The following is a 25,700-nucleotide window of genomic DNA, read 5'->3' on the forward strand; positions in this document are numbered from 1 at the left end:
TGAATTTTTTATTAAATAATCTTTCCGTCTATAATTTCTTGAATACCATTACACTGTCGTGCTACTTGTAGAGAATGTGTAACGATAAGAATCGTATTCCCTTCTCTATTCATTTCCTTTAGCAAGGCCATGATTTCATGGGCTGTACTGCTATCTAAGGCGCCGGTTGGTTCATCTGCTAAGATTAAAGGAGGATCGGTTACCAGTGCACGTGCAATGGCCACCCTTTGTTGTTGACCACCTGACAATGCATTTGGCTTATTATGGGCATGCGCAGACAAGCCAACTCGATCTAGCATAGCCCATGCACGTTTGTACCGTTCTTTTCTTTCTATACCCTGGTAATAAAGAGGTAGTGCTACATTTTCTAAAGCCGTTTTAAAAGGAATTAAATGAAACCGTTGAAAAATAAAACCAATTAATTCGCTTCTATATCTACTAGCCTGTTGGTTAGAAAGATTTTTTATATGGACCCCATTAAGATGGTAATTTCCATGGTCATAATGATCTAGTATGCCAATAATGTTCAACAAGGTAGACTTCCCTGCACCAGATTGCCCCATTAAAGCAACTAAGTCTCCTTTTTCAAGGTAAAAATTTATGCCATTTAGCACATTTCTAGTAACCGTACCATTTTGATAGCATTTATATAAATCTTGAATCTGAATCATGCTAGGTTTCTACAATTAAGTGGTCTGCTGCTGTAAGGCCTTCTTTTACTTCAACATAAAGCCCATCTGATAGTCCTAATACTACATTTTTGGGAACTATTTTACCTTCATGCAAACACTTTACAAAACAATGCTTCCCTTCCATTTGAATCATGCTTTCTGGAACAGTCAGGACATTTTTTACTTGTCCAACTACTACCTCTGCAAGTGCTAAATAACCTGCACGTAAGGTAACTTTTGACTTTTTAGGCTGCTGCACCAGCCCTTCTATTTCAAATTTAATTTCTCCATTTTTTAATCCTTTTTGACTTGCTTTTGGTGCAATTTTAGTTAACGTAACTTGTAATTTTACTTCATTAAAGGCATTTAATGAAGCGATAAAGGTCATCCCTTTGGTTAAATCAGCCACATCTAATTCACTTACTTGAGCTGAAAACAAAAAACGATCCATATCACCAATAATAGCCACTGTAGTACCACGGGCATTGCTACCGGTGGCCTGTACCATACTACCTTCCTTAGCGGGTAAGGCTAAAATGGTTCCTTTTGTAGTAGCCTTAATGAGGTTGGCATTTGCTCCTTTTGCATGGGTATAGCCTTGTTGGCATATTTGTAATGCTTTCTGGGCTGAAGCAAATGCTTCTTTGGTTTGTTCCCAAGATGCCAAAGCTGCTTCATACGTTTCTTTGGCTAGCATCTTTTTGGTGAAAAGGTGTTTACTTCTTAAGTATTTTGCTCTGGCTTGATTTAGATTAATAGAGGCCAAACGCAACTTGCTGGTTGCTTCCTCAACCTCTTTTGGGTTGGGCTGTATTTTAATACGAGCAATCTTGGTACCTTGTTGCACATGATCCCCCACCTCTACCCATAATTTATCTACGACACCTGTAAGATGCGTTTCTAAATTAATTTCTTTATGAGGTATAAGGGTACCGGAAAAAACTTTTTTTCGAATAATCGTTCTGCGCGTAGGCTGGGTGGTTTTAAAAGTTACTTGATGGAACTTGCTCCATTTGACTTTATAGACCCTAGAATAAGCAAAAACGCCCCCAGCTATAAGACCAGTGGTTAAAATAAATTTACTGATTGTACGCATTTTTATTCATTGTTTAAAGCATCTATTGGCTTAATGTATAATGCTCTTTTTGCAGGGATAATGCCGGCTAGACAACCAGACAATATCAGAACAATTAAGGCAGATACAGCCATAGAAGAGTGAAATTCAAAATGAGCGATGCCATATTTTTCGATGATAGGCAATAGATAGGTATTCATCCACTGGAGCATGGTTATACCGATCCCTAGTCCTAAGACACCAGAAATGCAATTAATGATGATCGATTCTAGTAAAATTAAGCCCATAATATCACTTGATTGCGCACCCATCACTTTACGAATGGCCAATTCTTGTGTACGCTCTTTTACGACCACACGCATCATATTACCTATACCTACCACTCCACTGACTAAAAAACAGAGGCCAAGGAACCAAATAAATCCTTGCATTACTACAAAGAGTATTTGGAAAGGTCTGGCTTCTTTAGATAGATGTCTTATATACAGTGCTTGTTTATCTTGCGCTTCAAAATTGAGCCGTCTAGCCAAATAAGCCCGAATTTTTTTTTCTACCCTTATAGGATTTTGTTTGGGCGCTAAAGTTGAGATCATGCAATCAATACTTTCTGCATTACGCGGAAACAATGCTTTAAATAAACTGCTTGGGATAATTACCTGATGGTCATCCTGACCAGCGGTTGCTTCTAATACGCCAATTACAGAGAAGGTGGTACCATCTATTGTGATAAAGGTTCCAACTGCTGATTGGTTGCCAAATATTTTCGTTTTCATTTTAAAACCTAGTAGGCAGACTGGAAGTTTTTGTATTGCATCACGTTCACTAAAAAAGCGCCCTTCTACCAGTTCCAAATGTTTCATTTTTTCATAGCCCACACGCACCCCTAATACATTACTTTTATGTGCAGCTTGTCCATATATAACCGAACAATGGGCTGCAAATAGAGGCATAATCTCTTCAAAAACATTCAAATGAACGGCTAGCTCCTCGGTTAGTGCTTCGGTTAAGTGGATTGCACCAGTTGATCCGTGGCCTGCATAAATGGACATCACTTGGCTGCTATAGCTTTGAAACTTTTTCACCATACCATTGTAAAATCCAGTACCTGCTCCTTGCAAAAGCACCAAAATAAACATGGCCCACATTACACCAAATCCGGTAAAAGCGGTTCTTGTTTTATGTGCTTTTAAGCTATGAAAAACCTCTAAAAAACTTTGATAACCAAACATATATAAATATACAATCCCTTTATCGGAAAAGGAAATTTTAGTATTAAAAGCAAACCCCTGCGATCTGAATCATTTGCGATTCAATGCCTCTATAGGCTTTATCTTTACCGCTCTGATGGCGGGCACAATGGCAGCTAATGAGCTGCTTAAGGTAATGAATCCCAATCCGACAAAGATCGACTCAGGCGAACAGGTCAAAGTAGATAGGTAATAGGTTTGACATAATGGAACGACCCATTGATTGAGCAACTGCATAAGCGAAAAACTTGCTGTAAAGCCAATCATACCCGCTACAAAGGTTACCATAACAGTTTCCCATAAAATCATCAAGACAATTTCTGTAGAGCGACTACCCAATACCCTTCGAATAGCCAGCTCTTGTGTTCTTTCTTGAACAGTCACAAGCATCATATTGCTAATGCCTACCATACCGGTTAGGAGGAGACATATGCCTATAATGGCATTAAAAATAGCTAGGTTGTTAAAAAATCTATGAAATTTATTGGCATGTTTGGTAAGACTAAATAGACCAAGTCCTTTTGTATTTTGCACATCAAAATGTAAGTGGCGGCCAAAATAAGAACGAAACTGTGATGCTACGACCTCTTCACGAGCAGTTGGTACCAACGTAAGGCGAATAGAATTTACATGATCACTATACTTGGGAAATACTTGTTTAAACAAACTATTGGTCAGCAATAATGCATTAGATTCATTATACATTCCATTAAATGCATCTAGTACACCCACTACTTGTAGGCCCATATCTCCCAAAAAAATATATTTCCCAATAGCAGAGGCTGCACCAAATAATTTTTCTTTAATGTTTATGCCGATGACGCAAATATTATGTACAGCTACTGCATCACGTAGGGTGAAAAAACGTCCCTCCTGGATCGGCAGATGGGTTAATAAGGCATAGGAAGGATCACATCCCCAAATCTGTGTATCAACCTTTTGGAAGGCATACTTTACAGGACTATTGCATCCTAACATAGGACTAAGATGCTGAATGGAAGGAAAAGCTTTGGCCAAGTTTCCAACCATTGTAGTCGGAATAGGGTGATGATTACCAGCGGTGCTACCGCCCCAAATAACCATCGTTTTCGTGCCATACTTTGCAAATGCATTGGAAACACCATGGTGAAATCCATTGCCCACACCCAATATCAATACCAGTATAAAAATAGCCCACCATATGCCAAAGCCCATAGAGAAGGTGCGGGATCTATGGGTGTTGAGGCTCTGTGCGGCCTCTCTTAAAGCATATAAAAGCATAAGATTGTACAGTAGAGTAACCAAAACAAGCGATCAAATCTAATACAAAATATATAAAAAACATAATTTATATAGGTAGCTATAATCTATGGAATTTTAGGTTATTTTCATGGCTAAAAACCATATCATGGCATCAACTTTCCTCTGCTCTAGGATGGGCTTTTTTAAAAATTTCTTTTAATCTCGTCAGAGAATTGTGGGTATAGATTTGGGTAGCCGCCAAACTGGAATGGCCCAATAATTCTTTAATAGACTGTAAATCAGCTCCTTTATCCAACAAGTGCGTAGCAAAAGTATGGCGCAATATATGGGGGCTGTGTTGACTAGCGCGTGTAGTAGGGGCCAAATATTTCTTTACTACTCGGTAAATAAACATAGGATAACAGGGATTTCCTCGGTCGGTTACGATGAGTTGGGGGGTAGAATGGTAACCTACTCGCTCTTTTTCCAATATATAATCAGTGATCAATGGCATAAGTGGCCGTGGGAAAGGAATGATCCGTTCTTTATCGCGCTTTCCTATTACCTTAACCGTTGCATCTGTAAGGTTGATAGCCTTTTGGCAAAGGGCGATTAGTTCAGACAACCGCATACCTGTTCCATATAGCAGCTCTAAAATCAACCGATCGCGCAAACCAGCAAAATGAATGGGAAACGGTTGTTTGTCTAAGAAAGAGATCAGCTCCTTTTCTTGAAAAAAGATCGGCAACCTTTGTTTCCCTTTTAAACTTTTAAGTGAGGCTGTAGGACAACCTGTTGCCAGCGATCTTTTTTGCAAAAAAGTATAAAAACTACGTATCGCTGCCATTTTTCTATTAATAGAACAATGGATAAGTCCCTCCTTAGCCAAAGACATAATCCAGCTACGCAGATCCTGTCCTGTTACTTCCGTAACTATTTTTTTAGGAATATATTCAGAAAGGTAACCTATAAATTGAATTAAGTCTGTTTGATAGGCCGTAACGGTATGTGGACTTGCTCTTTTTTCTACTGTTAAATAGGTTACAAAAAGGGTAAGCAATGATTGATTATCCATTACTGCAAATTAAACTAGATACCAGACTTATCCATTGTGGCCATATAACATGCGGTACTTATAGATGGACTTTAATTTTCTCGCTTTTCTCTTTACAGTGGGTTTTGTATAGGCCATACGTTTCCTGGCCTCTTTGAGCACGCCTACGCGTTCTACTTTTTTCTTAAATCTTTTAAGCGCTCTATCTATTGCTTCGTTTTCTTTTACTTCTACAACAATCATATTTTATTTAGTTTGTTATTAAAATGGGTACACCATGCAAATCTAACTATAAATCTACTCTAAAAATAGAGCAAGCACAAGGTTCCTTTAATAAAAATAGGCTATTTTTAAAGCTTACTCGCTATTTTCATAAATTGTATGGGCTGATATATGAAGAAGCATATCCATTCTGGAGTTTTAGTGCACTGTCATATGTTTTGGTCATATCGCATCTTTAAAACACTATGTCTACCAATTTTTCTTAATTTATGGGAAAACGGTTGGTTAATCCGTTGGAGTTAACCTTTAGGTATAATGACATCAAACTAATTTTTTCTGTTTTTATCCTATCTCATCTCCAATAAAAGGCTATTATCACTTAACTACTTGTTTATGTTTCTGTATTATTTTTTGTGGATCGCTTTCAAAGAAAAAAAACAAAAATATTTGATTACAATTATCCATTGTATATGCTTTACATTGCTTGGCTTAAAAAGCCAAGCTAAGGAAGTTCAAAAAATAACAACACCCCATTTTAATATAGGATTTTATAAAAATCTAACCAACTCGGCCGAGCGTATAGCGAACACATTAGAAACCATATACAAACCTGTATGTAAAACATTGGAGGTATATCCTAGTCCTATTCGTTTGTGGATCGATAATCGATCTACAGAGTGTAACGCATTCTTTACCAATATGCCACGTCATATAAAGATGTATACTTTCTATGCCCATGATCCTTATTTTATTGGAAATGAGGATTGGTTAAATATGTTGTGTATACATGAGTTTAGACATGCGGTACAACATAGTATTGAATACCATAGTACACCTTTTTGGCTCAAGCCTTTCTATTTTTTTGGCAACTTGGTTAATTACTCTAGTGTGCCCCATTTTTTCAAAGAAGGTGATGCAGTTGGTATAGAAACCGCACTTACAAAAAGTGGTCGAGGGCGCTTACCTGGCTGGGAAAAGTTATACAAAGTTAACCTGCTAGAACGGGGCGCAGCTAGTTTTGAAAGACAAATATTTGGCTCATTGAAACATGAGATAACATCTGAATATCACATAGGTTATTACTTTACTACACATATCCGAAGAAATTATGGTCCAAATGCCATCAAATCTATTTTTGAAAAAACCATTCAAGGGGTGCCCTTTTTTGGATTTTACCATGCCATAAAAAAGGTTACTAAAAAGTCAATACTGGAAGTGTACCATGATATGAATCAAGAATTATTAGTTGGTTGGCAAAAACAGTTAGAAGGGCTAAAAATTACGCCTGCTAACCAACTTACCTTTAAAAAAGCAGGGGATAGCTTCGATTATATGCAGCCATTTATTGACGCATCAGGCAACTTGATGGCCTGTAAAAGAGGTATAGGGTTGCGTGATCAATTGGTACAGGTTACGATTGCTCCCTTTGAGCCGACCCTACCAAAAAATATAGTTTCACCTTTTCGAAAGGATAAAACGATCTTTTACTTTATAAATAGGAGTGATACGTTTGTGCCATCTACTTTTGCGATCGGCCAAGGGTGCGCAGTTTGGCTAGAAACCTGTCCCCATCCTTGGAAAAGAAAACAGCAAACCATTCGGTTACAACATTATGATTTTAAACAAAGAAAAAGGCGAACCCTTGTGGCGAGCAGTAGGTATAATGCACTAGCTATGCGTCCTGATACCCGCCAACTGGTTGCGGTAGCATCTGATGAAGCCAATAACCATTTTTTAGTGGTTTTAGAAAAAAAGTCTGGTAAAGTGGTTAAAAAAATAGATAATCCGGATAATGGTTATTATTTAACCCCCAGTTGGTCTAGTGCTTCAGACATAGTAGTGGTAAAAACCAAAGATCAAAAAAATAGTATTGTACGCATCAATACCGATACAGGTAAAACAGAAATACTCTTGCCTTACACCTACGAGCATAGAAGTTATCCTAAACTATATAAAGACTACTTACTCTATAACAGCTCCTACAATGGCATTGATAATATTTATGCCATCCATTTACCTACTCAAGCTTGCTTTCAAGTTACTTCAAGAAAATATGGAGCCTATTTGGGAATGGTAGACCCTATAACCAATCAACTTATTTTCAGTGATTATACTAAAAATGGTATGGAAATAGCCGCCATGCCTTTTGATCCTCTTTTGTGGAGACCGCTAACAGAGGTAGAGGATAGGTCTGTAGCTTACTACGAACCATTAGTTGTACAAGAAGAGAATGGTGATATTCTGGAAAAAGTTCCCAACCATCAATATCCTGTTTCTAAATACCGTTTTGGAATAGATAATATAGCTTATAAGGGCATAGAGTTAGCACCCAACTGGCAGGATAAGTCGCTAGGCATGGTGCCTTTTACATTAGTAAACTTACAGGATAATCTAAAAGTTACCCCTTATTTTAGCCTATTTATTAAACCTAGTAATCAATATATTATTTTTTCAACGACTGAAATAAGGTTACAAGTAAAGTATAGAAGCTTTTATCCAATCTTTAATGTAAACCTTACAGGTACGCGGTATAATATCGAAGAAAAATCACTTTATGTACTTTATGATTATGACCTAAAGCGAAAAGCAAAGCCATATTGGGAAAGAACATTAGGGTTAGGTATAAAACTTCCTTATTACTTTACTTTAGGAAACTGCTTAGGCAAAGCATCTTTAGGCGTTGTATTTAATTTAAAGGAGCCTTTTGATAAAAAAGGCTTGTTTAACACAGATTGCTTTTTAAAAATAAAAAACTACTCCATGCAAAGTAAAAAAGATAGATATCCACCCTGGATGCAAGTACTTAATGTACACTTTTCTAGACATAGAGCACTTTATGAAAATAATGTTTACGATAGAGATAAATGTTATTTTAATCTTGTATGCTATTTTCCAGGAATTCAGCACCACCACTATTTTATTTTTATGCTAAATCCAATTATTGAACTTGAAAGATTAAAAAATCCAAACAATAAGTGGAATCAGGTGATTAAAAACGTTAAATTTAAATATGGTTTGCCTCTAGCCTATCCAGAGTGTGGCATACCACTGATTTGGTTTTTAAACGATATATGGATAAATGGTTATTATGCAACGCTAGCTACCAACCAAAATCCCGATACCTTTGGCCTAGAATTGAATTTTTTAAGTAGATTACTATCTAATAAAAATATTTATCCTCTTAACATTTCTATGGATTTTCCTTGTGCTAAAAAGAAAAATGGTCAGTGGATTTTCAAGCTTGAAATCCCTCATTTGAGTATAAAGTTCAATCCTAAAAGCTGTTGATGGCTGCATCTATACAGTTAATTTTTTAGTAGCATGGTATAGTGGACCGAAAAAATCGGACAACGGACAAAAAAATAATCAAAAGATAAAATACAAACCTTAAACGATACATACAAGTTAAACTTTTAACCTGAACTCTGGATTAGAATTATTGTAAACCAGTTGTATATATATTATCTATAGCCGGTTTTTTCTCTTTTAGCCCATAAGCAGTAATACCAGCTATTAAATTGACAATAAAATTAGGTATGCTTCTGTGTCTAGAGTGTTCTATTTGGCTAATATTTTTAAGCTGATCGATGATGGTTTCAATGATGGATCTCTTTCGAAGCATTAATTTATCCCATAATGGCATAAAAGCATTTTTCATATTTTTCTTGATATGGGTAATGAGCTCTATTCCTTTTTCCATAAGTTTTTCAAATAATTCTTTGCTGATATAGCCTTTATCCGAGAATACTTTACCGATTAAATTTTTGCATAAACTTTTTGCAGGGAATCTATCCTTGACCCTACCTGGGGTAAGTGTAAAATTCATAATTTCACCTAAATCATTTACAATCAAATGTAACTTGAACCCAAAAAACCAGCCAGTTGTTGTTTTACCTTTAGTAGCTATTGATTTAAATACTTTGTTAGAACAAGCCCTTTGTACCTTACAAACTTTAATGGCTGTTGAATCTATAAAATAACAACCTGTTCTTGTCTTAGAAAGACTATGCGTAAAGAAATACATAGGAACTAACGTTCTTTTTACTAGTGATATGAATCTATTATAGCTCACTAATGTTCTAAACTCACTTGAGTGAAATTGCTCTAAATGAATATAATACATCTTAAAATTTCTAAAACCTATTAGATGAAAAGCAATTAGTATAGTCATTATTTCGCTTAAGTTAAGAGAACAAGTTCTAGTGGGTTTTCTTGTGGGCTCTGTTAACAGCTTTTTCTCCATATAAGGCATAAATTTTATTAAAAACTCATCTACCATATAATATATTTCTACTAATTTGTCTACATTCATAAGCGGCTCCTTTAGTTTTTAGAGGTAATTTTCAATCACCTAAATTTAAAACTCAAAGAAGCTTCTTTATACGCAAATATGAAAATCTAATCCAGAGTTCAGGTTATTAATGAAATGTAATCTGACTTTTTTATCCTAAAATTTAAAAATCTATTGCAATGGTATCAACCTTTACCCCCTATAGAGACAAGAGAACTTTTTTTGGATGGTTTCGAAAATAGTTGTAATATTTATATTATTCGTTATTGTCGTTTATATACGTTTTTTCAATTTTTGGTCTATGGTTTCATTTAAAACTGGCTTCCTAATTGCGATACTATTATTCTTTTTATCTTGCTTGTCATTGGTTTTTATATTAAAAATTGCTATAGTGCCATGCATCGTTGCAATCCATTATTTGTTGTTTCGTTATGTAAAAAGCAAGTACGCTCGTAAGTAAGGTGGTAAGCGATATATGTACCCTACCTTGAGTAAAAATAAAGCTAGATTTATTCGTCAGTTGGCCCTTAAAAAGCATCGCCTGGCGGAAGCTTCTTTTGTCTTAGAAGGCAAAAAGGGTATGGAGGCGTTGCTTGCTTCGGATTATGCCATAAAATGTGTCGTGGGTACCCCTTCTTTTTTTCTAAAAAATCAAAATATTGTTGCAACTTTTCCCAACACGATTGAAGTATTTGAGGCGTCGAAGGAGCTCCTTTCTGGGTTAGGGGCTTTGGTCCATAACCATGAAGTACTGGCCGTTGCGGCCCTACCGAAGCCTACTGCGCCCCATTTACCATTAATGGGTATAACCCTTGCATTGGATGGTATACAAGATCCTGGAAATTTAGGGACGATTATCCGTATAGCAGATTGGTATGGCATACGCACCATACTTTGTGCACAAACAACTGTGGATCTATATAACCCAAAGGTACTCCAGGCCAGCATGGGCTCTTTTCTAAAGGTGAACCTACATTACCTAGATCTGCCAAGCTATTTTCAAAATGCAAAGCTACCTATTGTAGGGGCTATGGTAGAGGGCAAACCGGTACACGATTTTGTCTTCCCAGACCATGGCATATTGGTCATTGGGAACGAGTCCCATGGGATTCAGCCTGCCATACAAGCGGTGGTTACAGATACGGTTTCTATACCTAGGTATGGCACCGCCAATTCTTTGAATGCAGCTATCGCTACAGCTGTTTTATGCGACCACTGGAAGATGGCTTTGCGCTAAACCATCTAACCAAAAAGTCCATCTGTCTATTTATTTCTTTTTGTAAAACAATAGATAGGCTTGTTTAGATTGGTCTATAGCTTTTGACTTATCAACTGGAGTGACCGATGAATCATCTGCTTTGTACCATTGTCCATTACGTTTTACGTAGGCCACGTAGTGGCCAGAAGAAGCACTAGGCCCATTGTGCACAATAAATCCATGTAAATCAAATGAAGTAATATCCTCATGGCTAGGATCTGGTTGAATAACGATGTTTAATGCACGAGAAACACTATCATTTATTTTACTGCCATCCGAAGCAAATCTATTTAAACGTATACAAATTTTGTCAGGAAGTTTATGGAATACTTTGCATGTGATATAGCTATTACCATCAGGGTTGTTTTTAGGATCTTTTAGATTATCTGTATATGGTTGTACATAAGTAGGCAATTTATCGTTCAATAAAGTACATTTATGTAATATGATATTATCGAGAGCAGTACCTTGCTCCACAAATTTGTATTGATAATCTTGAACCAAGTTAGTCAGTTCAGACCCTTTTTTTGTATCTATAGTTAATATGCTGCCATTAGCTTCGCAGTGGAATGCTGGTGAAGCATCGTATTTATAAAACTGTTTCTGTTTTCCGAATGAAAAAGACCTTGTAAAGACAAAAGACTCAGTGCACTGAATAGGGTCTAAAAATTGAATTTCTTCCATAAGACGGCTGATAAATTCATATGGATCTTCCTGGTTTCCTAATGTTGCCATCTTTTGCGCATTTTCTGGTAAAGAGTTCACACAGTCCTCTATTTCTTTACGCTCTAACGGCTTATGCTTTTTATCTACTTCTTTTCCCTTTTTATTTATTCTATCGACCAGCTTTTTTAACCCATCATGGTTCTGTATCTTGTCTTCATACAATGCTGCAATAATCTGCAGAACTGCATTCATATAGCAAGTATTACCAATATTAGTAATACCGACAAAAGGAGCCTCAGGATCAGGAGAACTGGACCGACTGGAGGAAGCGCTACCACTAGAAAAATTTGAGTAAGAACTGCTGCCAGAAGAGGTTGAACCATTGCTGTCACTGGCATAACCTGAAGAGGCGCTAGATGTTGCATCAGACTTATCTATCGGCTTAGGCGTAGACTTAGGCGTAGGAGTAGTGGTACGATTACGCTTACGGTTACAACTATCGCAGCTGCCTCCTGTTAGATAGGTGGCCATGATGATAACCAACCATATGGATTGATGGGCTATATATTTTTTAGCCATATTACAAGTAGATTTATATAATAAAATTATTTTGACTAGGCTAAGATAGCCATATTGAGGATCTGTACCAACCAAAGCTATGGTCGTACAGCATATATTCTGAATGGAGCTTTAAAAAATTTATGCTTTTTAAATAGCTTAAAGTTTAAATGGCGGAAATTTATAATAAAAGGGATTAGCATTGCATGTATGCTTTAATTCTACTTAATTGACTTAATAAATGTGATTCCGCTGGGACTCGAACCCAGGACCCTCTCCTTAAAAGGGAGATGCTCTACCAGCTGAGCTACGAAATCCTTATTTATACCGACAATTGTAAATTTATCTATTTTTTAGCGAAAATAAAAATTATGCCAATGATCTGTTGAACGCATCTTAATCAACTAAATTATTTTAAGGATATTGTTAATTTTTTCATAAGCTTTTTCTAGTTCAGATACGGTTGTGGAATAGGGAGGTAGTAGGTAAACAGCATTGCCAAGCGGCCGGATTAAAAGTCCTTGTTCCAAACATTTTCTTTTGAAGGTTTGTGGGTTCTCTAGATCAAATGCGGCTATTGTACCGGTGACACGTCTATGTTTTACTGGTAAGTTGACTATCGCTTTTGTATGTGCATCATGAATCGCTTGAATCGATTGCATGGTACTTGGTTCCATTAATAAGTCCAAAGAAGCAATGGCCGCTGCACAACCTAAAGGATTCGCTGTATAAGAATGGCCATGGGCAAAAGATTTGTTAAGTGCATCATCCCAAAATACTTTATAAACTTTTTCTGTTGTAACGGTTAAAGCAAGGGGTAGAAAACCGCCTGTTAACCCTTTAGCAAGACATATAAAATCTGGTATAATGTTAATCTGTTCGAAACAAAAATAGGTACCGGTACGGCCAAAACCGGTCATTACCTCATCAAAAATTACCAAAATTCCATAGTTGCGTACCAGGTGAACGACCTGCTCAACAAAGGCTGGACGACACATCTGCATCCCGTTTGCCCCCTGTATTAAAGGCTCTAAGACCAATGCAACAATTGCATCACAACTGGTACTTAAATGGGAGGCCAACACTTCAAGTGCATAGGCTTCTTTATTTTGTATGGCTTCATCTCCATCCCAAGTTGCAGGAAAAGGAATGGTTAAAACGGAGAAAAATAGATCTGAAAATAGCGTATGAAAACCAGATTTTACCCCTATACTCATTGCGCCAAATGTATCGCCATGATACCCACCATCAAAACTTAAAAAAATGGTTCTTTTACGTACACCTTGATTGTGCCAATATTGATAAGCCATCTTTAGGGCTACTTCAACAGCCGTAGAACCATTATCTGAAAAAAAGAATTTAGAAAATCCTGGTAGCAAAGGCTGGAGTTTTTCACAAAGCTGTACCGCAGGTTCATGGGTAAATCCAGCAAAAATCACATGTTCTAAAGTTAGACTTTGCGCATATATAGCTTTGGCTATACCGGGATGTGCATGACCATGTAAGTTTACCCACCAACTAGAGATAAGATCTAAGTATGGTTTATCATCTGTATCATACAGATAAGATCCATAGCCCCTTTTAATCGCAATAAGCGGTTCTGCTGTTTTTGCTTGTGTAAATGGATGCCATAGAACTTTGCAATCTCTTTCCTTTAGAGGCATGGCTTAAAAATAGTTTGTAATGAATCAGAAAAGGGTATTTCTATTAAGTACTTTTGGGTTATATGGGCTAGTCTAGGTATAGATGCCAACACTTGCGTTTTACCATAGGATTCTATTGTTTGAAGATTATCTTTATGATATGGGCCATTTAAAATTATTCCTAGTACATCTATATTTCTTGCACGCAATGCTTCTAAACTGAGTAATGTATGGTTAATCGTGCCAAGCGTAGACCGAGCTACTAAGATGACGGGTACGGCAAACTGCTTTATTAGATCAACCATAAGTATACTTTCATTAATTGGAACAAGAATGCCCCCAGCACCTTCTATAATTAAATTGTCTACTTTAGGTAGCTGTATCTTATTGATATCAATTTGCCTGCTTTCCATTGATGCTGCCAAATGGGGGGACAATGGCGCTTGGAAGAGGAATGGTTCTTTATAAATATGGGTGGGGGTTAATTGACCCACCGTACAACTATCTCTGCCTAAGATCGCTCCGGTTTGAATCGGTTTAAAATAAGGGTATCCAGTATGTAGACAAAGCCAACTACTTACAATGGTCTTACCAACGTTTGTATCTGTTCCGGTTATAAAGATTTTCATCTACTTAAAATGCAGAAAAATACTTGATACGTGAGCTTAATTTTATCTCTATAAATGTTAATGATCTTTTTTAAATCACTTATCGTAATATGCTGGTGGCTGTAATTTGCCCCTAGTGCCTTTAAGTACCTCATACAGTCGACTGCGCTTGAAAAAACCACATCAAAGGTAGATGCATCGCAAAAGTATTTACTTGGCTGTAACGAACCTATATAATCGGCTAACGCTCGTCTAGATGGATACCGATGGATGGGTGGAGGCAAGGAGGAGTCTGTAAAGATTTTAGACCATTCACTAAATGTGCCATCCAGTAAGGATGAAAAAGCAAAAAAACGCGATTTTTCATAAAACTTTCTTATTGTTTTATATAAATCGTCTACCCATTGTAGTGCTAAATTGGAGGTGATAAGATCATGAAAGTCGAAATCTTGTAGTTCCATATCACCTAAAATATAGGTGACTTTTTTACTGGGGAGTTTCTTTTTTACTGTATCAAGCATAGTAGATGATAGGTCATTTAAAGTAAACTTGGTTTCAGGAAAAGCATACAATAAGATTTCTGGAATATATCCAGTACCTGTACCCAAATCTAAAATAGTATCTGGATGGCATGTAGGAAAATGGTTTTTCAAGCAACCAACCAGGTGTGTAGCACATTTTTTTTGAATGGAAGCAACTGCATCATAAGATGGGCTTGCTCTGTTAAAGTTACGTTGTATGTATGCTTTGGCCAATTCCATATAAAAAATTTATAACTTGCTGATGTATAAAATGACCCTCATATAGGCCTAAGCAATGATGACCTTTGTGATGCACTATCACTTTAGCATATTTAGTAAAATTACTAAAATTATCATATATAAGGGCTGGAGGTACAATCGTATCATTTTTTGCACCTATTATCAATAGTGGTATAGGTGGCAATGGATGTGTGGTAGCGAGCAATGCTAAATCTTGCATTAACTTTGTTGTATTAAAACTTTTGGAAAGGGTATAATCTAGTCCACAACGTTTATGGAATGAGCTCAATGTATCTATCGGATTGCGCTGAAAACAGTTGAGCATGGTTTTAAGTGCTAACTTTCTTTTTTTTTGCAATTGTGGATCAAATCCTAAAAAGTTTATAAAAGCCTGTATCCCAATAAGTGCCGTAAATTTTACCTTTAGAGAAACCAATTTTATAAATCCAAGGGAATGGCCCACACCAATAAATGGCTGATCAGTAGGAAGGTCTATTTTTTCATTTCCAAAATAACCAAGGTCTAAGGAATAGCAACCAACGGTAGGAAAGTATTCTTTTATAAGTGGTTCAAAGAACTGCTGATCAAATCCCCAACCATGACAAAATATAAAAAGCGGTTTCATACTTGTTTAAGTATATCTACTAAATAGTTTAAATCCTGATCACTGTGACTTGTATTAAGTGCAAGGCGTAACCTTGAGGTACCAGGTGGAACAGTAGGTGGACGTACCATAGAAACAACCAATCGATGTTTTAAAAGCTCCTCTTTTACATAGATGGTATCGCGTTCACTACCTATAATGATTGGTATAATATGGGTTGTTGAATGACCTATGTTAAATCCAAGGTGCTGTAATTGTTTTCTCAGTTTTTCAGCTTTAAAATATAAATTTTGACGTTGGGTACTAAAATGGGTTCTGTCGCATGTGTGTAAAGAAAGCCTTAAATTTAGATTTTTAGTTTAAAACTTTAGTTTAGATGTTTAGTATTACGCCTCGATTATTGCCATATTTTAAAGGATTTTGTTCATCCCCGGAGTTAATTCTTTTATTTGTGTACATGAAATGTCGTTTTTCGTTAAGCTATAGAGATCTGGAAGAGATGATGCATATCAGAGGCGCAAAGATTGATCATTCCACTTTACAAAGATGGGTTATTAAGTTTGTTCCCCTCATAGATCAAGAAGTAAGAAGACGAAAACGCCCAGTTAGTAGTAGTTGGAGAATGGATGAAACTTACGTAAAGATGAATGGTAAGTGGATCTATTTATATAGAGCAGTAGATCGTTATGGAGATACAGTTGACTTTTTTCTAAGTGAAAGTAGAGACAAGTCTGCAGCTCTTTATTTTTTCCATAGGCTATCAGCTGTAATAATATTCCTTCTAAAGTGGTAGTTGATAAAAGCGGTAGTAATAAGGCTGCGCTTGATGCTTTAAATACAGAACTAGATCAAGATCATAAAATTCCAATATTTCAAAACAAATACCTGAATAATAGAGTCGAGCAAGACCACAGGTTTATCAAAAAACGGATAAAGACTATGCTAGGGTTTAAGAATTTCCATGCTGCTGCCATTACTATAAAAGGGATAGAAAATATTAGAATCATTCAAAAAGGACAATTAATCGGAACTAAAAAACAGAATTCTACTTTTGAAAACTTTTCCAAGATTATGGCCGCATAATATCCAATTTTTAAGACAAACCGGAGAACTAGGAAAAATTCAATGTAGATGCGACAGATCCATTAATATTGTCATTATTTCGCTCAAAGTCAGTGAACATGTTCTAGTAGGTTTTCTATCTGAAGTAGGTAACAAATGTGATTCCATATAAGGCATAAATTTTATAAGAAATTCATCAACAGCGTAATATATTTCAACTAATTTTGATACATTCATATCCGGCTCCTTTGGTTTTTATGATTATTTTTCAATCCCACAAATTTAAAACACAAAGGAGCTTTTTATACTCTTTTCTTAATTTCTAATCCAAAACTGACGTATCTAGCCTAAAAAGGTATAAAAAATACCTATTCTGATATAAATCCATTTGCTTGTCGGTCCCAAAGTTTTGCAAAATATCCATTTTTAGCTAATAATGCTGGTATAGTTCCGTCTTCAACAATAATGCCCTTATCAAAAACCAAAATTCGATCCATATCATTTATGGTAGACAAACGATGTGCAACAACCAAGGCAGTTGTACGCTGGATTACTTTTTTTAAATTTTCTTGGATCCACTTTTCCGTAATAGAATCTAGTGCAGAAGTAGCTTCATCCATAATAAGTATGGGTGCATTTTTTAAAATAGCACGTGCAATGGCAATACGTTGGCGCTGCCCTCCAGAGAGCTTTACACCACGTTCTCCAACCATCGTTTGAAATCCTTTTTTCATATTTTTGATAAAATCAATACAATGTGCCAATTTTGCTGCTTCCAATACCTCTGTTTCTGTGGCATCTAAACGACCATATTGGATATTTTCAAAAATCGTCCGGTGAAAAAGAATTGGATCTTGAGGAATCATGGCGATTTGTGCGTGTAGGGAATCTTGGGATACTTTTGAAGTATCCTGATTATCTATTAATATCTTCCCACTATTTAGGTTATACAAACGCAATATTAGATGAACGAAAGTAGTTTTTCCTGAGCCAGATAGGCCCACCAAACCGACCTTTTCTCCACCTTTAATCTGAACAGATATTTCGTTAAATATATTGGTCTTTTCTTTATAAGAAAAGGTAACCCTATCCAAATAAATAGCCCCTTGGTTAATAAGTAGGGGACGTGCATTGGGGTAATTTTTGATCTCGTGTGGCGCACTTAAAATAGAAAGTGCAGCATTAGAAATACCAATTTCTTTGGCAATTTGTGTGATATGAAAAGTACTATGCCAAATTAATCCCATTAGATTAAAGAAAGTCATTGTAACCAGTGAACAATCCCCTATGGTAATCCAGCGGTTGTTCCATGCACAAATCAATGTAGAAAATGTAATTACTACAAAAATAAAAGTAAGCCATCCTTTATAAAAATTAGCTTTTTCAATGGCCCAAGAGGCCTGCTCAGATTTTTTTATTTCATCTGTTTGATATTTATTCAGATACTTTAATTCGTAAGATGTACGTGAAAATAAACGTACAGCCAACATAGCACCCAAACTATCTACTATTTGGCCATCTAGTTCAGAGATAGCTTCTGCATGCGTTTTGGCTGTATGATTTATATCTTTCATGTTTAAAATGGTTAATGCAACAAAAATGGCTACAAAAACCAATAAAATGAGTCCAAAAAGAGGATTTATCTGCAGAACCAGTCCCAATGAAATACAAAAAGTAAGTATGGTAGAGAAAAAATTACATATGAAAATATCTAAAATGTGTGCACATGCACGAGGCAACTCTGCAATTTTATTGGCTAGTCCACCTGTAAAATGTTCAGAAAAATAGCCATGAGCGTGGCCTTGTGTATAGGTAAGGATGCTTTCTCGAATATCCTTTCGAAACCTCGGCCAAACATACATAGATACCATACCATAGAACCTGTTGGCAATTTCCATGAGCAACCAAGAGGTAAACAATCCCATTAGGGGAAAAGCTAGTAAGTTAAAGGGTGCATTTATACCTGGCTCAAGTGATAGAAGCTTATTAATCAATACTTTGACAAAGTAAGGGCACAATGATTCATTCAGTGGCCAAAATATCATGGTAAAGAACATAAAGCTGAAATGAACCGATTGCCGTTTTACAAAAAAAAGAATAAAAGAAAAGAGGTTTTTCGGTAAGGCATTCATTTCTTTAGGCATTGTAGTTATCTAGTTAATGGGTAATCAAAATGTTTTAGCATAGGAACGTTGTGTATAAAGATATAGGACCTAGTGTTTCTGTATCAGTTGGCCCATAGCATCAGTTCAACCCATTATTTTAGAATAATATTTGTAAGAATAGCATTTGGTATAGACTTTGTATAAGTTATGCATTACAACGGCGGCTAACATTTTTATTGATCTGAATAGACCAAATAAATATCGCTAAAAAGAATTATGTAAACAATATAGATGATTGGGGCAGTTCTGCTGATTCTGTCGCCTTTATTTTAAATAAATGTTATGCTGTTATTTGAATTTAAAAATTAGTGACCATGTTTGCTATTACCTCAATATTATGGTTTTATCTTATCTGTAGCTAATTTTGTATAGTGCTCTTTCTTTTGTTAAATTTTGGGTAGTGGATACTTTTGAATTAATTTGTTTATTTTTTTCTTAAACTGGTTGCCTCTATCTTCAAAGTTTTTAAATAAGTCAAAGCTGGCACATGCTGGCGATAAAAGGATTACTTCTCCAGGCGATGCAATAGATAGTGCCATATGTATGGCGTTATCTAGGTTATCAGTTTCTTGTATGGGCAATCCCAGCGGAGCAAAATCTTTTATAATAGCATGGTTGTCTTTTCCCAAACAAATGATTGCTTTTACCCGCTCTTGTAGGATGGGCAATAGTAGGCTATAGTCGTTTCCTTTATCTACTCCTCCTGCCATCCAGATAATAGGTTGGTTAAAACTAAGCAATGCCGCCCTTGTAGAGGCTATATTAGTGGATTTTGAATCGTTATAACAGTCTATGCCTTTTGGGGCACCACACCATTCTAATCGATGGGATAGCCCATGAAACTTAGGTAAAGCACCATAAATGGTTGTAGGTGCTACCCCTGATAATGCCGCTGCTGTAATGGCAACGATAGCATTGTATTGATTGTGTCTACCTGGTAAAGCGATTTGTTCCCTGCTAATAGAAAAAGAGGTGCCATCCACATTACAATAGCATAGCCCATCGCTATTCCAAATAGATAATGGATCAATAGGGTGCAGTTCGGGTAAAATATTTTGTGCTTGAAGATATGCAGCAGTGATTGGATCCGATTTATTGTAAATAAAGTGGTCTAATGGAGTCATATTGCGCAATATATTCAATTTAGCTTTTGCATAGGCTTCTACAGAATAATTGTATCTATTCAAGTGGTCAGGTGTAATATTTAATAGGCAGGCAATATTTGGTTTAAAATTTTTAAGGCTTTCCAGTTGAAAGCTAGAAAGCTCTAATACATAGTAGTCATAACTACCTTTTGCAAGACACCTTGCAAAACTATACCCCATATTCCCAGCCAAAGCTACATGGTATCCTGCTGCATCCAGCAAATGGTAAATCAGGTGTGCTGTAGTACTTTTCCCATTTGAACCCGTTATAGCTATTATCTTACCTTTTGCGTAGGGTGCTGCAAAGGTTATTTCATCTATAACCGGTATACGGCATACATGGAGCTGCTGAATGACTGCAGTTTCATGGGGTATACCAGGGCTTTTGATAACCTGATCAGCCTCTTTTATTTTTTCTATCGTATGGTGACCTTCTTCAAATGGAATGGCATAAGCTTTCAGTAAATGTTTATAATCATCCTTAATTGTACCTATATCCGAAATGAATACCTCTATGCCTTTTTGTTTGGCTAATAGTGCTGCACCTGTACCACTTTCTCCTCCACCTAGTATAACCAATCGCATGCTTGTATGGTTTAAATAGTATTTTTTGTTTCTGGGTGACTCAGTCTATAAGTCATATATTGATACACTGATAAGAGAGCGCCAACCGCTAGTATAATACGTGTTATAATTGTTAGACTATTTATGGCTAAATCTAATGACTCATCTAATTTGAGATAGATGATAGATGTTGCGCATAAATTGTGTAGCCCATGGGCCATAATAGGATAAATAATGTGTTTGGTTTGGTAGTATAGGTGGCTAAGAAAGCATCCCATCACAAAATACAATAGGTTATTGCGCATATTACCGTGCATCAGACTAAAGGCTAACGCACTAACTAGCGTGATCCACAATCTGGAAGAAATGATTTTGTAGAATAGTTTTTCTAAAATACCCCGAAAGAACAGTTCTTCTAAAATAGCAGCCAGGCAGCTTATTTCTATAATCCCACGGTATAAAAAATCGATGCTACTACTAAAATTTCGTATAGGCTGTACATTAGGCTGCCATAATGTTGCTTGAATACTGCTTAGCAACAGTAATCCAAATGTCATGGTGAATTGCAATAATACCGTACCAATCATTAATTTGTAGCGAGAGGGTACTATACCATCTTTTACGCCCTTGTTTGGTTGTAGATATAAATAATAGATAAAAACAATGCAACAAATGATGATGCGCAATATAAAGTGCTCAAGTGTGTAATGGTGGCATAAAGGTTTATGCGTTGACTCGATCCATAGGATAAAAAACTTAATAGGCAGATAAAGTCCTATACAAAATAGGGTCAATCGTTTGAGTAATCTAATTTTTAACCACATGGTTGATATTTTTTACGTATATTTTCATTGATTTAAAGTTAAAAAAATGGAACATGATCTTATCAATGGTCCCTGTAGTGTACTCAAAAAACCAGAAGACCAGCTTGATAAAGCCTTACGGCCCCTTCAATTTAATGATTTTTTGGGGCAAGAAAAATTAGTCGAAAATCTACAAATATTTGTAGCAGCTGCTAAGCAGAGAAAAGAAGCTTTAGACCATGTGTTATTACATGGTCCTCCTGGTTTAGGTAAGACAACACTGGCCTATATTATTGCATATGATCTGAATACCAATATAAAAGTTACTTCTGGACCGGTATTAGATAAACCAGGTGATTTAGCTGGCATTTTGACCAGTTTAGAGCCTTTTAATGTACTTTTTATAGATGAGATTCATCGTCTTAATCCCATAGTAGAAGAGTACTTATACACTGCCATGGAGGATTTTAAAATAGATATTATGCTGGATGCAGGTCCTAATGCACGTAGTGTACAATTGGCACTTAATCCTTTTACATTAATTGGGGCGACGACCCGCTCAGGTTTGCTAACTGCACCGCTACGGGCCCGTTTTGGTATTAATGCACGATTGGATTACTACCATACCACATTGCTGACTAAAATTGTTCAGCGGGCCAGTAGTATATGGGGTAGCCCTATTGATCAAGAAGCTGCTTATGAAATTGCCAGGCGCAGTAGAGGCACCCCACGTATAGCGAATAATCTCCTAAAACGTACCAGAGATTTTGCGCAGATTAAGGGGGATGGACACATTACCAAAGATATTGTTGGATTAAGTTTAACTGCTTTGAATGTAGATGAGAATGGACTTGATGAAATGGACAAACGGATTCTTACCAATATTATTCAAAAATTCAAAGGTGGTCCCGTAGGGCTTACCACTATTGCAACTGCTTGTCTAGAGGAAGCAGAAACCATAGAAGAAGTATATGAACCATTTCTTATTCAAGAAGGATATATCAAACGCACGCCACGTGGAAGAGTCGCAACAGAAGCCGCCTATAAACATTTGGGATTACCTTATACCGCTGATCTTTTCGACAAATAGCGCCCGTTTTGTCTTTGTTTAGCACATTATTTTGTAGCAAGATCTAAGCCTATTTGTATAGGCTCTGTCGGGGGTTCTGTCGCATGTGTGTAAAGAAAGCCTTAAATTTAGATTTTTAGTTTAAAACTTTAGTTTAGATGTTTAGTATTACGCCTCGATTATTGCCATATTTTAAAGGATTTTGTTCATCCCCGGAGTTAATTCTTTTATTTGTGTACATGAAATGTCGTTTTTCGTTAAGCTATAGAGATCTGGAAGAGATGATGCATATCAGAGGCGCAAAGATTGATCATTCCACTTTACAAAGATGGGTTATTAAGTTTGTTCCCCTCATAGATCAAGAAGTAAGAAGACGAAAACGCCCAGTTAGTAGTAGTTGGAGAATGGATGAAACTTACGTAAAGATGAATGGTAAGTGGATCTATTTATATAGAGCAGTAGATCGTTATGGAGATACAGTTGACTTTTTTCTAAGTGAAAGTAGAGACAAGTCTGCAGCTCTTTATTTTTTTCGTAAGGCTATCAGCTGTAATAATATTCCTTCTAAAGTGGTAGTTGATAAAAGCGGTAGTAATAAGGCTGCGCTTGATGCTTTAAATACAGAACTAGATCAAGATCATAAAATTCCAATATTTCAAAACAAATACCTGAATAATAGAGTCGAGCAAGACCACAGGTTTATCAAAAAACGGATAAAGACTATGCTAGGGTTTAAGAATTTCCATGCTGCTGCCATTACTATAAAAGGGATAGAAAATATTAGAATCATTCAAAAAGGACAATTAATCGGAACTAAAAAACAGAATTCTACTTTTGAAAACTTTTCCAAGATTATGGCCGCATAATATCCAATTTTTAAGACAAACCGGAGAACTAGGAAAAATTCAATGTAGATGCGACAGATCCAAAATCAGAAGTTGCCCTAGCCTTTTTCCATACTTCTGTTGCGGTAGCAGTTGTAGTATAGTATGCCTGAACAAAAGATTGTGGCAGCTTAGTGGTCCGCTTAAAATCCTTACACCACTGCTTGAGATTGGATACTGCTATTTTAGATAAGCCTTCTAACTTAATTTCTTCTGTTTCTATATCAATCATTTCTGCCAAGGCATCTCGGTATTTACTACTGGTTGCCTCCCCATGCGCTAAGCTGGCAACATAAGCAAGTTGCTTGGCACGTATATCAACCGAACCAGCGGGCATATAGGTTTGCTGATCCCATGATAAAAGTCCTTTTATCTGACGAAGCAACTGAATATGGCTAAACCTTTCTACAAAGCTTTTGTATAGTAACATGATCTTTTCATTAAAAATTAAGCTAGAACGAATGGTATTTGCTCAATCCTTTATTATTTACAAAAGCACTTTTATCCTACTCTATTCCAATCTCCACCTGAGGCCAGTAATCTAGTATATTCCTTATGAATTACCAAATGATCAGGCTGCTGAAAATTTGGGTCTTGTTGAATAATATCTTTAGCAATCCCACGTGCTACTTCTAAAATACCAGCGTCCTTAGACAAATCGGCTATTTTTAAATTTAGTAGGCCACTTTGTTGCACCCCCATTAGATCTCCTGGGCCACGGAGTTTGAGGTCCAACTCAGCTATTTCAAATCCATTATTGGTTTTAACCATTACTTCCATTCGTTTTTTTCCTATTTTATTTAAACGATAATCGGTCATCAATATACAATAAGATTGCCCACTACCACGCCCTACTCTGCCACGTAGCTGATGCAATTGGGACAATCCAAATCGCTCTGCGCTTTCAATAAGGATTACTGTAGCATTGGGTACATTAATGCCGACCTCTATAACCGTTGTCGCTACTAGAATACGTGTTTCATTCTTTTCAAAACGCTTCATTTCTATTTCTTTGGCAGAACCGTCCATCTTTCCATGTATTATGCCAATAGGCGTACCTGGAAAAGCCTTAGAAACAGAAGTATAACCATCCATCAGGTTGTGGTAATCCAATACAGCAGAAGCTTCTACAAGAGGGTAAACAATATATACCTGTCTACCTAATAGAAGTTGCTCTTTTATAAGTTGAAAAACTTTTAACCGAAAGTTTTCATAGTAACGTCAGTTTTGGATTAGAAATTAAGAAAAGAGTATAAAAAGCTCCTTTGTGTTTTAAATTTGTGGGATTGAAAAATAATCATAAAAACCAAAGGAGCCGGATATGAATGTATCAAAATTAGTTGAAATATATTACGCTGTTGATGAATTTCTTATAAAATTTATGCCTTATATGGAATCACATTTGTTACCTACTTCAGATAGAAAACCTACTAGAACATGTTCACTGACTTTGAGCGAAATAATGACAATATTAATTGCTTTTCATGTAATTGGCTTTAGAAATTTTAAGTTGTATTATATTCATTTACAACAATTTCATTCTAATGACTTTTGCAAGTTAGTAAGCTATAGTAGATTTATATCCCTAGTTCAAAGAACAGTAGTTCCATTTTACTTTTTTTCTCAAAGTCTTTCTAAAACGAGAACAGGCTGTTATTTTATGGATTCAACCGCTATAAAGGTTTGTAATATAAAAAGAGCTTATGCTCATAAAGTATTTAAGACAATTGCTAGTAAAGGTAAAACTACTACTGGATGGTTTTACGGAATCAAATTAAACTTGATTGTCAATGATTTAGGAGAAATTATGAATTTTTCTCTTACTACAGGTAAGTCCAATGATAGATGGCCAGTAGAAAACTTATGTAAAAATTTGATCGGAAAAGTATTTGCTGATAAAGGCTACTTGAGTAAAGAATTATTTGAAAAACTTATGGGAAAAGGCATAGAACTGATTACTCAAATCAGAAAAAATATGAAAAATGCTTTCATGCCTATCTGGGATAAGCTAATGCTTCGAAAGAGATCTATCATTGAAACCATTATCGATCAGCTTAAAAATATTAGTCAGATAGAACACTCCAGGCATAGAAGTATACCTAATTTTATTACGTCAGTTTCGGATTAGA

21 protein-coding genes, 1 tRNA gene and 4 pseudogenes are annotated in these 25,700 nt (G+C 36.2%); 6 read left to right on the forward strand and 20 right to left on the reverse strand.

What is annotated here, in order from left to right:
- Positions 1–11: 11 nt before the first annotated feature.
- The 6 genes from CHV_RS03895 to rpsU form a co-directional block, all read right to left on the reverse strand.
- Positions 12–671: an ABC transporter ATP-binding protein gene (locus tag CHV_RS03895; RefSeq protein ID WP_034577497.1), complete on the reverse strand. Its 660-nt coding sequence runs from the start codon at positions 669–671 to the stop codon at positions 12–14.
- A gap of 1 nt (position 672) precedes the next feature.
- Positions 673–1,767 (reverse strand): efflux RND transporter periplasmic adaptor subunit, encoded by a 1,095-nt coding sequence (locus CHV_RS03900; protein WP_034577498.1) that lies wholly within the window; start codon positions 1,765–1,767, stop codon positions 673–675.
- 2 nt (positions 1,768–1,769) lie between these two features.
- Complete coding sequence (locus CHV_RS03905) at positions 1,770–2,975, reverse strand: ABC transporter permease (protein WP_034577499.1); 1,206 nt, start codon at positions 2,973–2,975, stop codon at positions 1,770–1,772.
- Positions 2,976–3,044: 69 nt separating this feature from the next.
- Positions 3,045–4,253, reverse strand: a complete 1,209-nt coding sequence (locus tag CHV_RS03910; protein WP_034577500.1) for an ABC transporter permease — start codon at positions 4,251–4,253, stop codon at positions 3,045–3,047.
- Between the two features lie 133 nt (positions 4,254–4,386).
- Positions 4,387–5,289, reverse strand: coding sequence for a tyrosine-type recombinase/integrase (locus tag CHV_RS03915; protein ID WP_034577505.1), 903 nt, complete (start codon positions 5,287–5,289; stop codon positions 4,387–4,389).
- Positions 5,290–5,316: 27 nt separating this feature from the next.
- The gene (rpsU, locus tag CHV_RS03920; RefSeq protein WP_034577507.1) at positions 5,317–5,511 is read right to left on the reverse strand and encodes a 30S ribosomal protein S21; all 195 of its coding nucleotides are present in this window, start codon (positions 5,509–5,511) and stop codon (positions 5,317–5,319) included.
- A gap of 372 nt (positions 5,512–5,883) precedes the next feature.
- On the opposite strand from rpsU, the gene CHV_RS03925 reads away from it, so the two are divergent.
- Positions 5,884–8,778: a hypothetical protein gene (locus CHV_RS03925; RefSeq protein WP_034577509.1), complete on the forward strand. Its 2,895-nt coding sequence runs from the start codon at positions 5,884–5,886 to the stop codon at positions 8,776–8,778.
- Positions 8,779–8,926: 148 nt separating this feature from the next.
- On the opposite strand, the gene CHV_RS03930 is transcribed toward CHV_RS03925, so the two are convergent.
- Positions 8,927–9,802, reverse strand: a complete 876-nt coding sequence (locus tag CHV_RS03930; protein ID WP_034577510.1) for an IS982-like element ISCca1 family transposase — start codon at positions 9,800–9,802, stop codon at positions 8,927–8,929.
- 454 nt (positions 9,803–10,256) lie between these two features.
- Between CHV_RS03930 and CHV_RS03935 the strand changes: the two genes are divergently transcribed.
- Positions 10,257–11,018, forward strand: a complete 762-nt coding sequence (locus tag CHV_RS03935) for an RNA methyltransferase (protein WP_034577511.1) — start codon at positions 10,257–10,259, stop codon at positions 11,016–11,018.
- 30 nt (positions 11,019–11,048) lie between these two features.
- On the opposite strand, the gene CHV_RS03940 is transcribed toward CHV_RS03935, so the two are convergent.
- The 7 genes and pseudogenes from CHV_RS03940 to CHV_RS05410 form a co-directional block, all read right to left on the reverse strand.
- Entirely contained in the window at positions 11,049–12,284 is a 1,236-nt protein-coding gene (locus CHV_RS03940) for a ubiquitin carboxyl-terminal hydrolase family protein (protein WP_130721370.1), read from the reverse strand.
- A 223-nt stretch (positions 12,285–12,507) separates the two neighbouring features.
- Positions 12,508–12,580 (reverse strand) — tRNA-Lys (locus tag CHV_RS03945).
- 87 nt (positions 12,581–12,667) lie between these two features.
- The gene (gene bioA, locus CHV_RS03950; protein WP_034577513.1) at positions 12,668–13,927 is read right to left on the reverse strand and encodes an adenosylmethionine--8-amino-7-oxononanoate transaminase; all 1,260 of its coding nucleotides are present in this window, start codon (positions 13,925–13,927) and stop codon (positions 12,668–12,670) included.
- Positions 13,918–14,535 carry a dethiobiotin synthase gene (bioD, locus tag CHV_RS03955; protein ID WP_034577514.1) on the reverse strand — a complete coding sequence of 206 codons (618 nt, stop codon included), beginning with the start codon at positions 14,533–14,535 and terminating at the stop codon, positions 13,918–13,920. Before bioD ends, bioA begins: the two co-directional genes overlap by 10 nt.
- A complete protein-coding gene (locus CHV_RS03960; RefSeq protein WP_051602238.1) occupies positions 14,532–15,275 on the reverse strand; it encodes a methyltransferase domain-containing protein in 744 nt (247 codons plus the stop codon). Before CHV_RS03960 ends, bioD begins: the two co-directional genes overlap by 4 nt.
- Positions 15,244–15,900, reverse strand: coding sequence for a hypothetical protein (locus CHV_RS03965; protein ID WP_034577515.1), 657 nt, complete (start codon positions 15,898–15,900; stop codon positions 15,244–15,246). The genes CHV_RS03960 and CHV_RS03965 overlap by 32 nt, the downstream gene beginning before the upstream one ends.
- Positions 15,897–16,178: pseudogene (locus CHV_RS05410) on the reverse strand (aminotransferase class I/II-fold pyridoxal phosphate-dependent enzyme); the annotation flags it as partial. The gene CHV_RS03965 and the pseudogene CHV_RS05410, both read right to left, overlap by 4 nt.
- 77 nt (positions 16,179–16,255) lie before the next feature.
- Here CHV_RS05410 and CHV_RS05415 point away from each other — a divergent pair.
- Positions 16,256–16,962: pseudogene (locus CHV_RS05415) on the forward strand (IS6-like element ISCca2 family transposase).
- 60 nt (positions 16,963–17,022) lie between these two features.
- Here the strand turns inward: CHV_RS05415 and CHV_RS05655 are convergent.
- The 4 genes and pseudogenes from CHV_RS05655 to CHV_RS03985 form a co-directional block, all read right to left on the reverse strand.
- Positions 17,023–17,178 (reverse strand): annotated as a pseudogene (locus CHV_RS05655) (IS982 family transposase); the annotation flags it as partial.
- Between the two features lie 131 nt (positions 17,179–17,309).
- Positions 17,310–18,986, reverse strand: coding sequence for an ABC transporter ATP-binding protein (locus tag CHV_RS03975; protein WP_191321627.1), 1,677 nt, complete (start codon positions 18,984–18,986; stop codon positions 17,310–17,312).
- A 506-nt stretch (positions 18,987–19,492) separates the two neighbouring features.
- Positions 19,493–20,836, reverse strand: a complete 1,344-nt coding sequence (murD, locus tag CHV_RS03980) for a UDP-N-acetylmuramoyl-L-alanine--D-glutamate ligase (RefSeq protein WP_034577518.1) — start codon at positions 20,834–20,836, stop codon at positions 19,493–19,495.
- Between the two features lie 11 nt (positions 20,837–20,847).
- Entirely contained in the window at positions 20,848–21,639 is a 792-nt protein-coding gene (locus CHV_RS03985; protein ID WP_034577519.1) for a CPBP family intramembrane glutamic endopeptidase, read from the reverse strand.
- Positions 21,640–21,685: 46 nt separating this feature from the next.
- Between CHV_RS03985 and ruvB the strand changes: the two genes are divergently transcribed.
- Together ruvB and CHV_RS03995 are read left to right on the forward strand one after the other, a co-directional pair.
- Positions 21,686–22,708: a Holliday junction branch migration DNA helicase RuvB gene (ruvB, locus tag CHV_RS03990; protein ID WP_034577520.1), complete on the forward strand. Its 1,023-nt coding sequence runs from the start codon at positions 21,686–21,688 to the stop codon at positions 22,706–22,708.
- A 137-nt stretch (positions 22,709–22,845) separates the two neighbouring features.
- On the forward strand, positions 22,846–23,553 hold the full coding sequence (locus CHV_RS03995) for an IS6-like element ISCca2 family transposase (protein ID WP_034576929.1): 708 nt from the start codon (positions 22,846–22,848) through the stop codon (positions 23,551–23,553).
- Between the two features lie 28 nt (positions 23,554–23,581).
- On the opposite strand, the gene CHV_RS04000 is transcribed toward CHV_RS03995, so the two are convergent.
- Both CHV_RS04000 and CHV_RS04005 read right to left on the reverse strand, forming a co-directional pair.
- On the reverse strand, positions 23,582–24,001 hold the full coding sequence (locus tag CHV_RS04000) for a gluzincin family metallopeptidase (protein WP_034577521.1): 420 nt from the start codon (positions 23,999–24,001) through the stop codon (positions 23,582–23,584).
- A gap of 71 nt (positions 24,002–24,072) precedes the next feature.
- Entirely contained in the window at positions 24,073–24,753 is a 681-nt protein-coding gene (locus CHV_RS04005; RefSeq protein ID WP_084303114.1) for a helicase-related protein, read from the reverse strand.
- 139 nt (positions 24,754–24,892) lie between these two features.
- On the opposite strand from CHV_RS04005, the pseudogene CHV_RS04010 reads away from it, so the two are divergent.
- Positions 24,893–25,690: pseudogene (locus CHV_RS04010) on the forward strand (IS982-like element ISCca4 family transposase); the annotation flags it as partial.
- Between the last annotated feature and the right edge of the window lie 10 nt (positions 25,691–25,700).

The sequence above is a fragment of the Cardinium endosymbiont cBtQ1 of Bemisia tabaci genome, assembly GCF_000689375.1.
Lineage (GTDB): Bacteria > Bacteroidota > Bacteroidia > Cytophagales > Amoebophilaceae > Cardinium.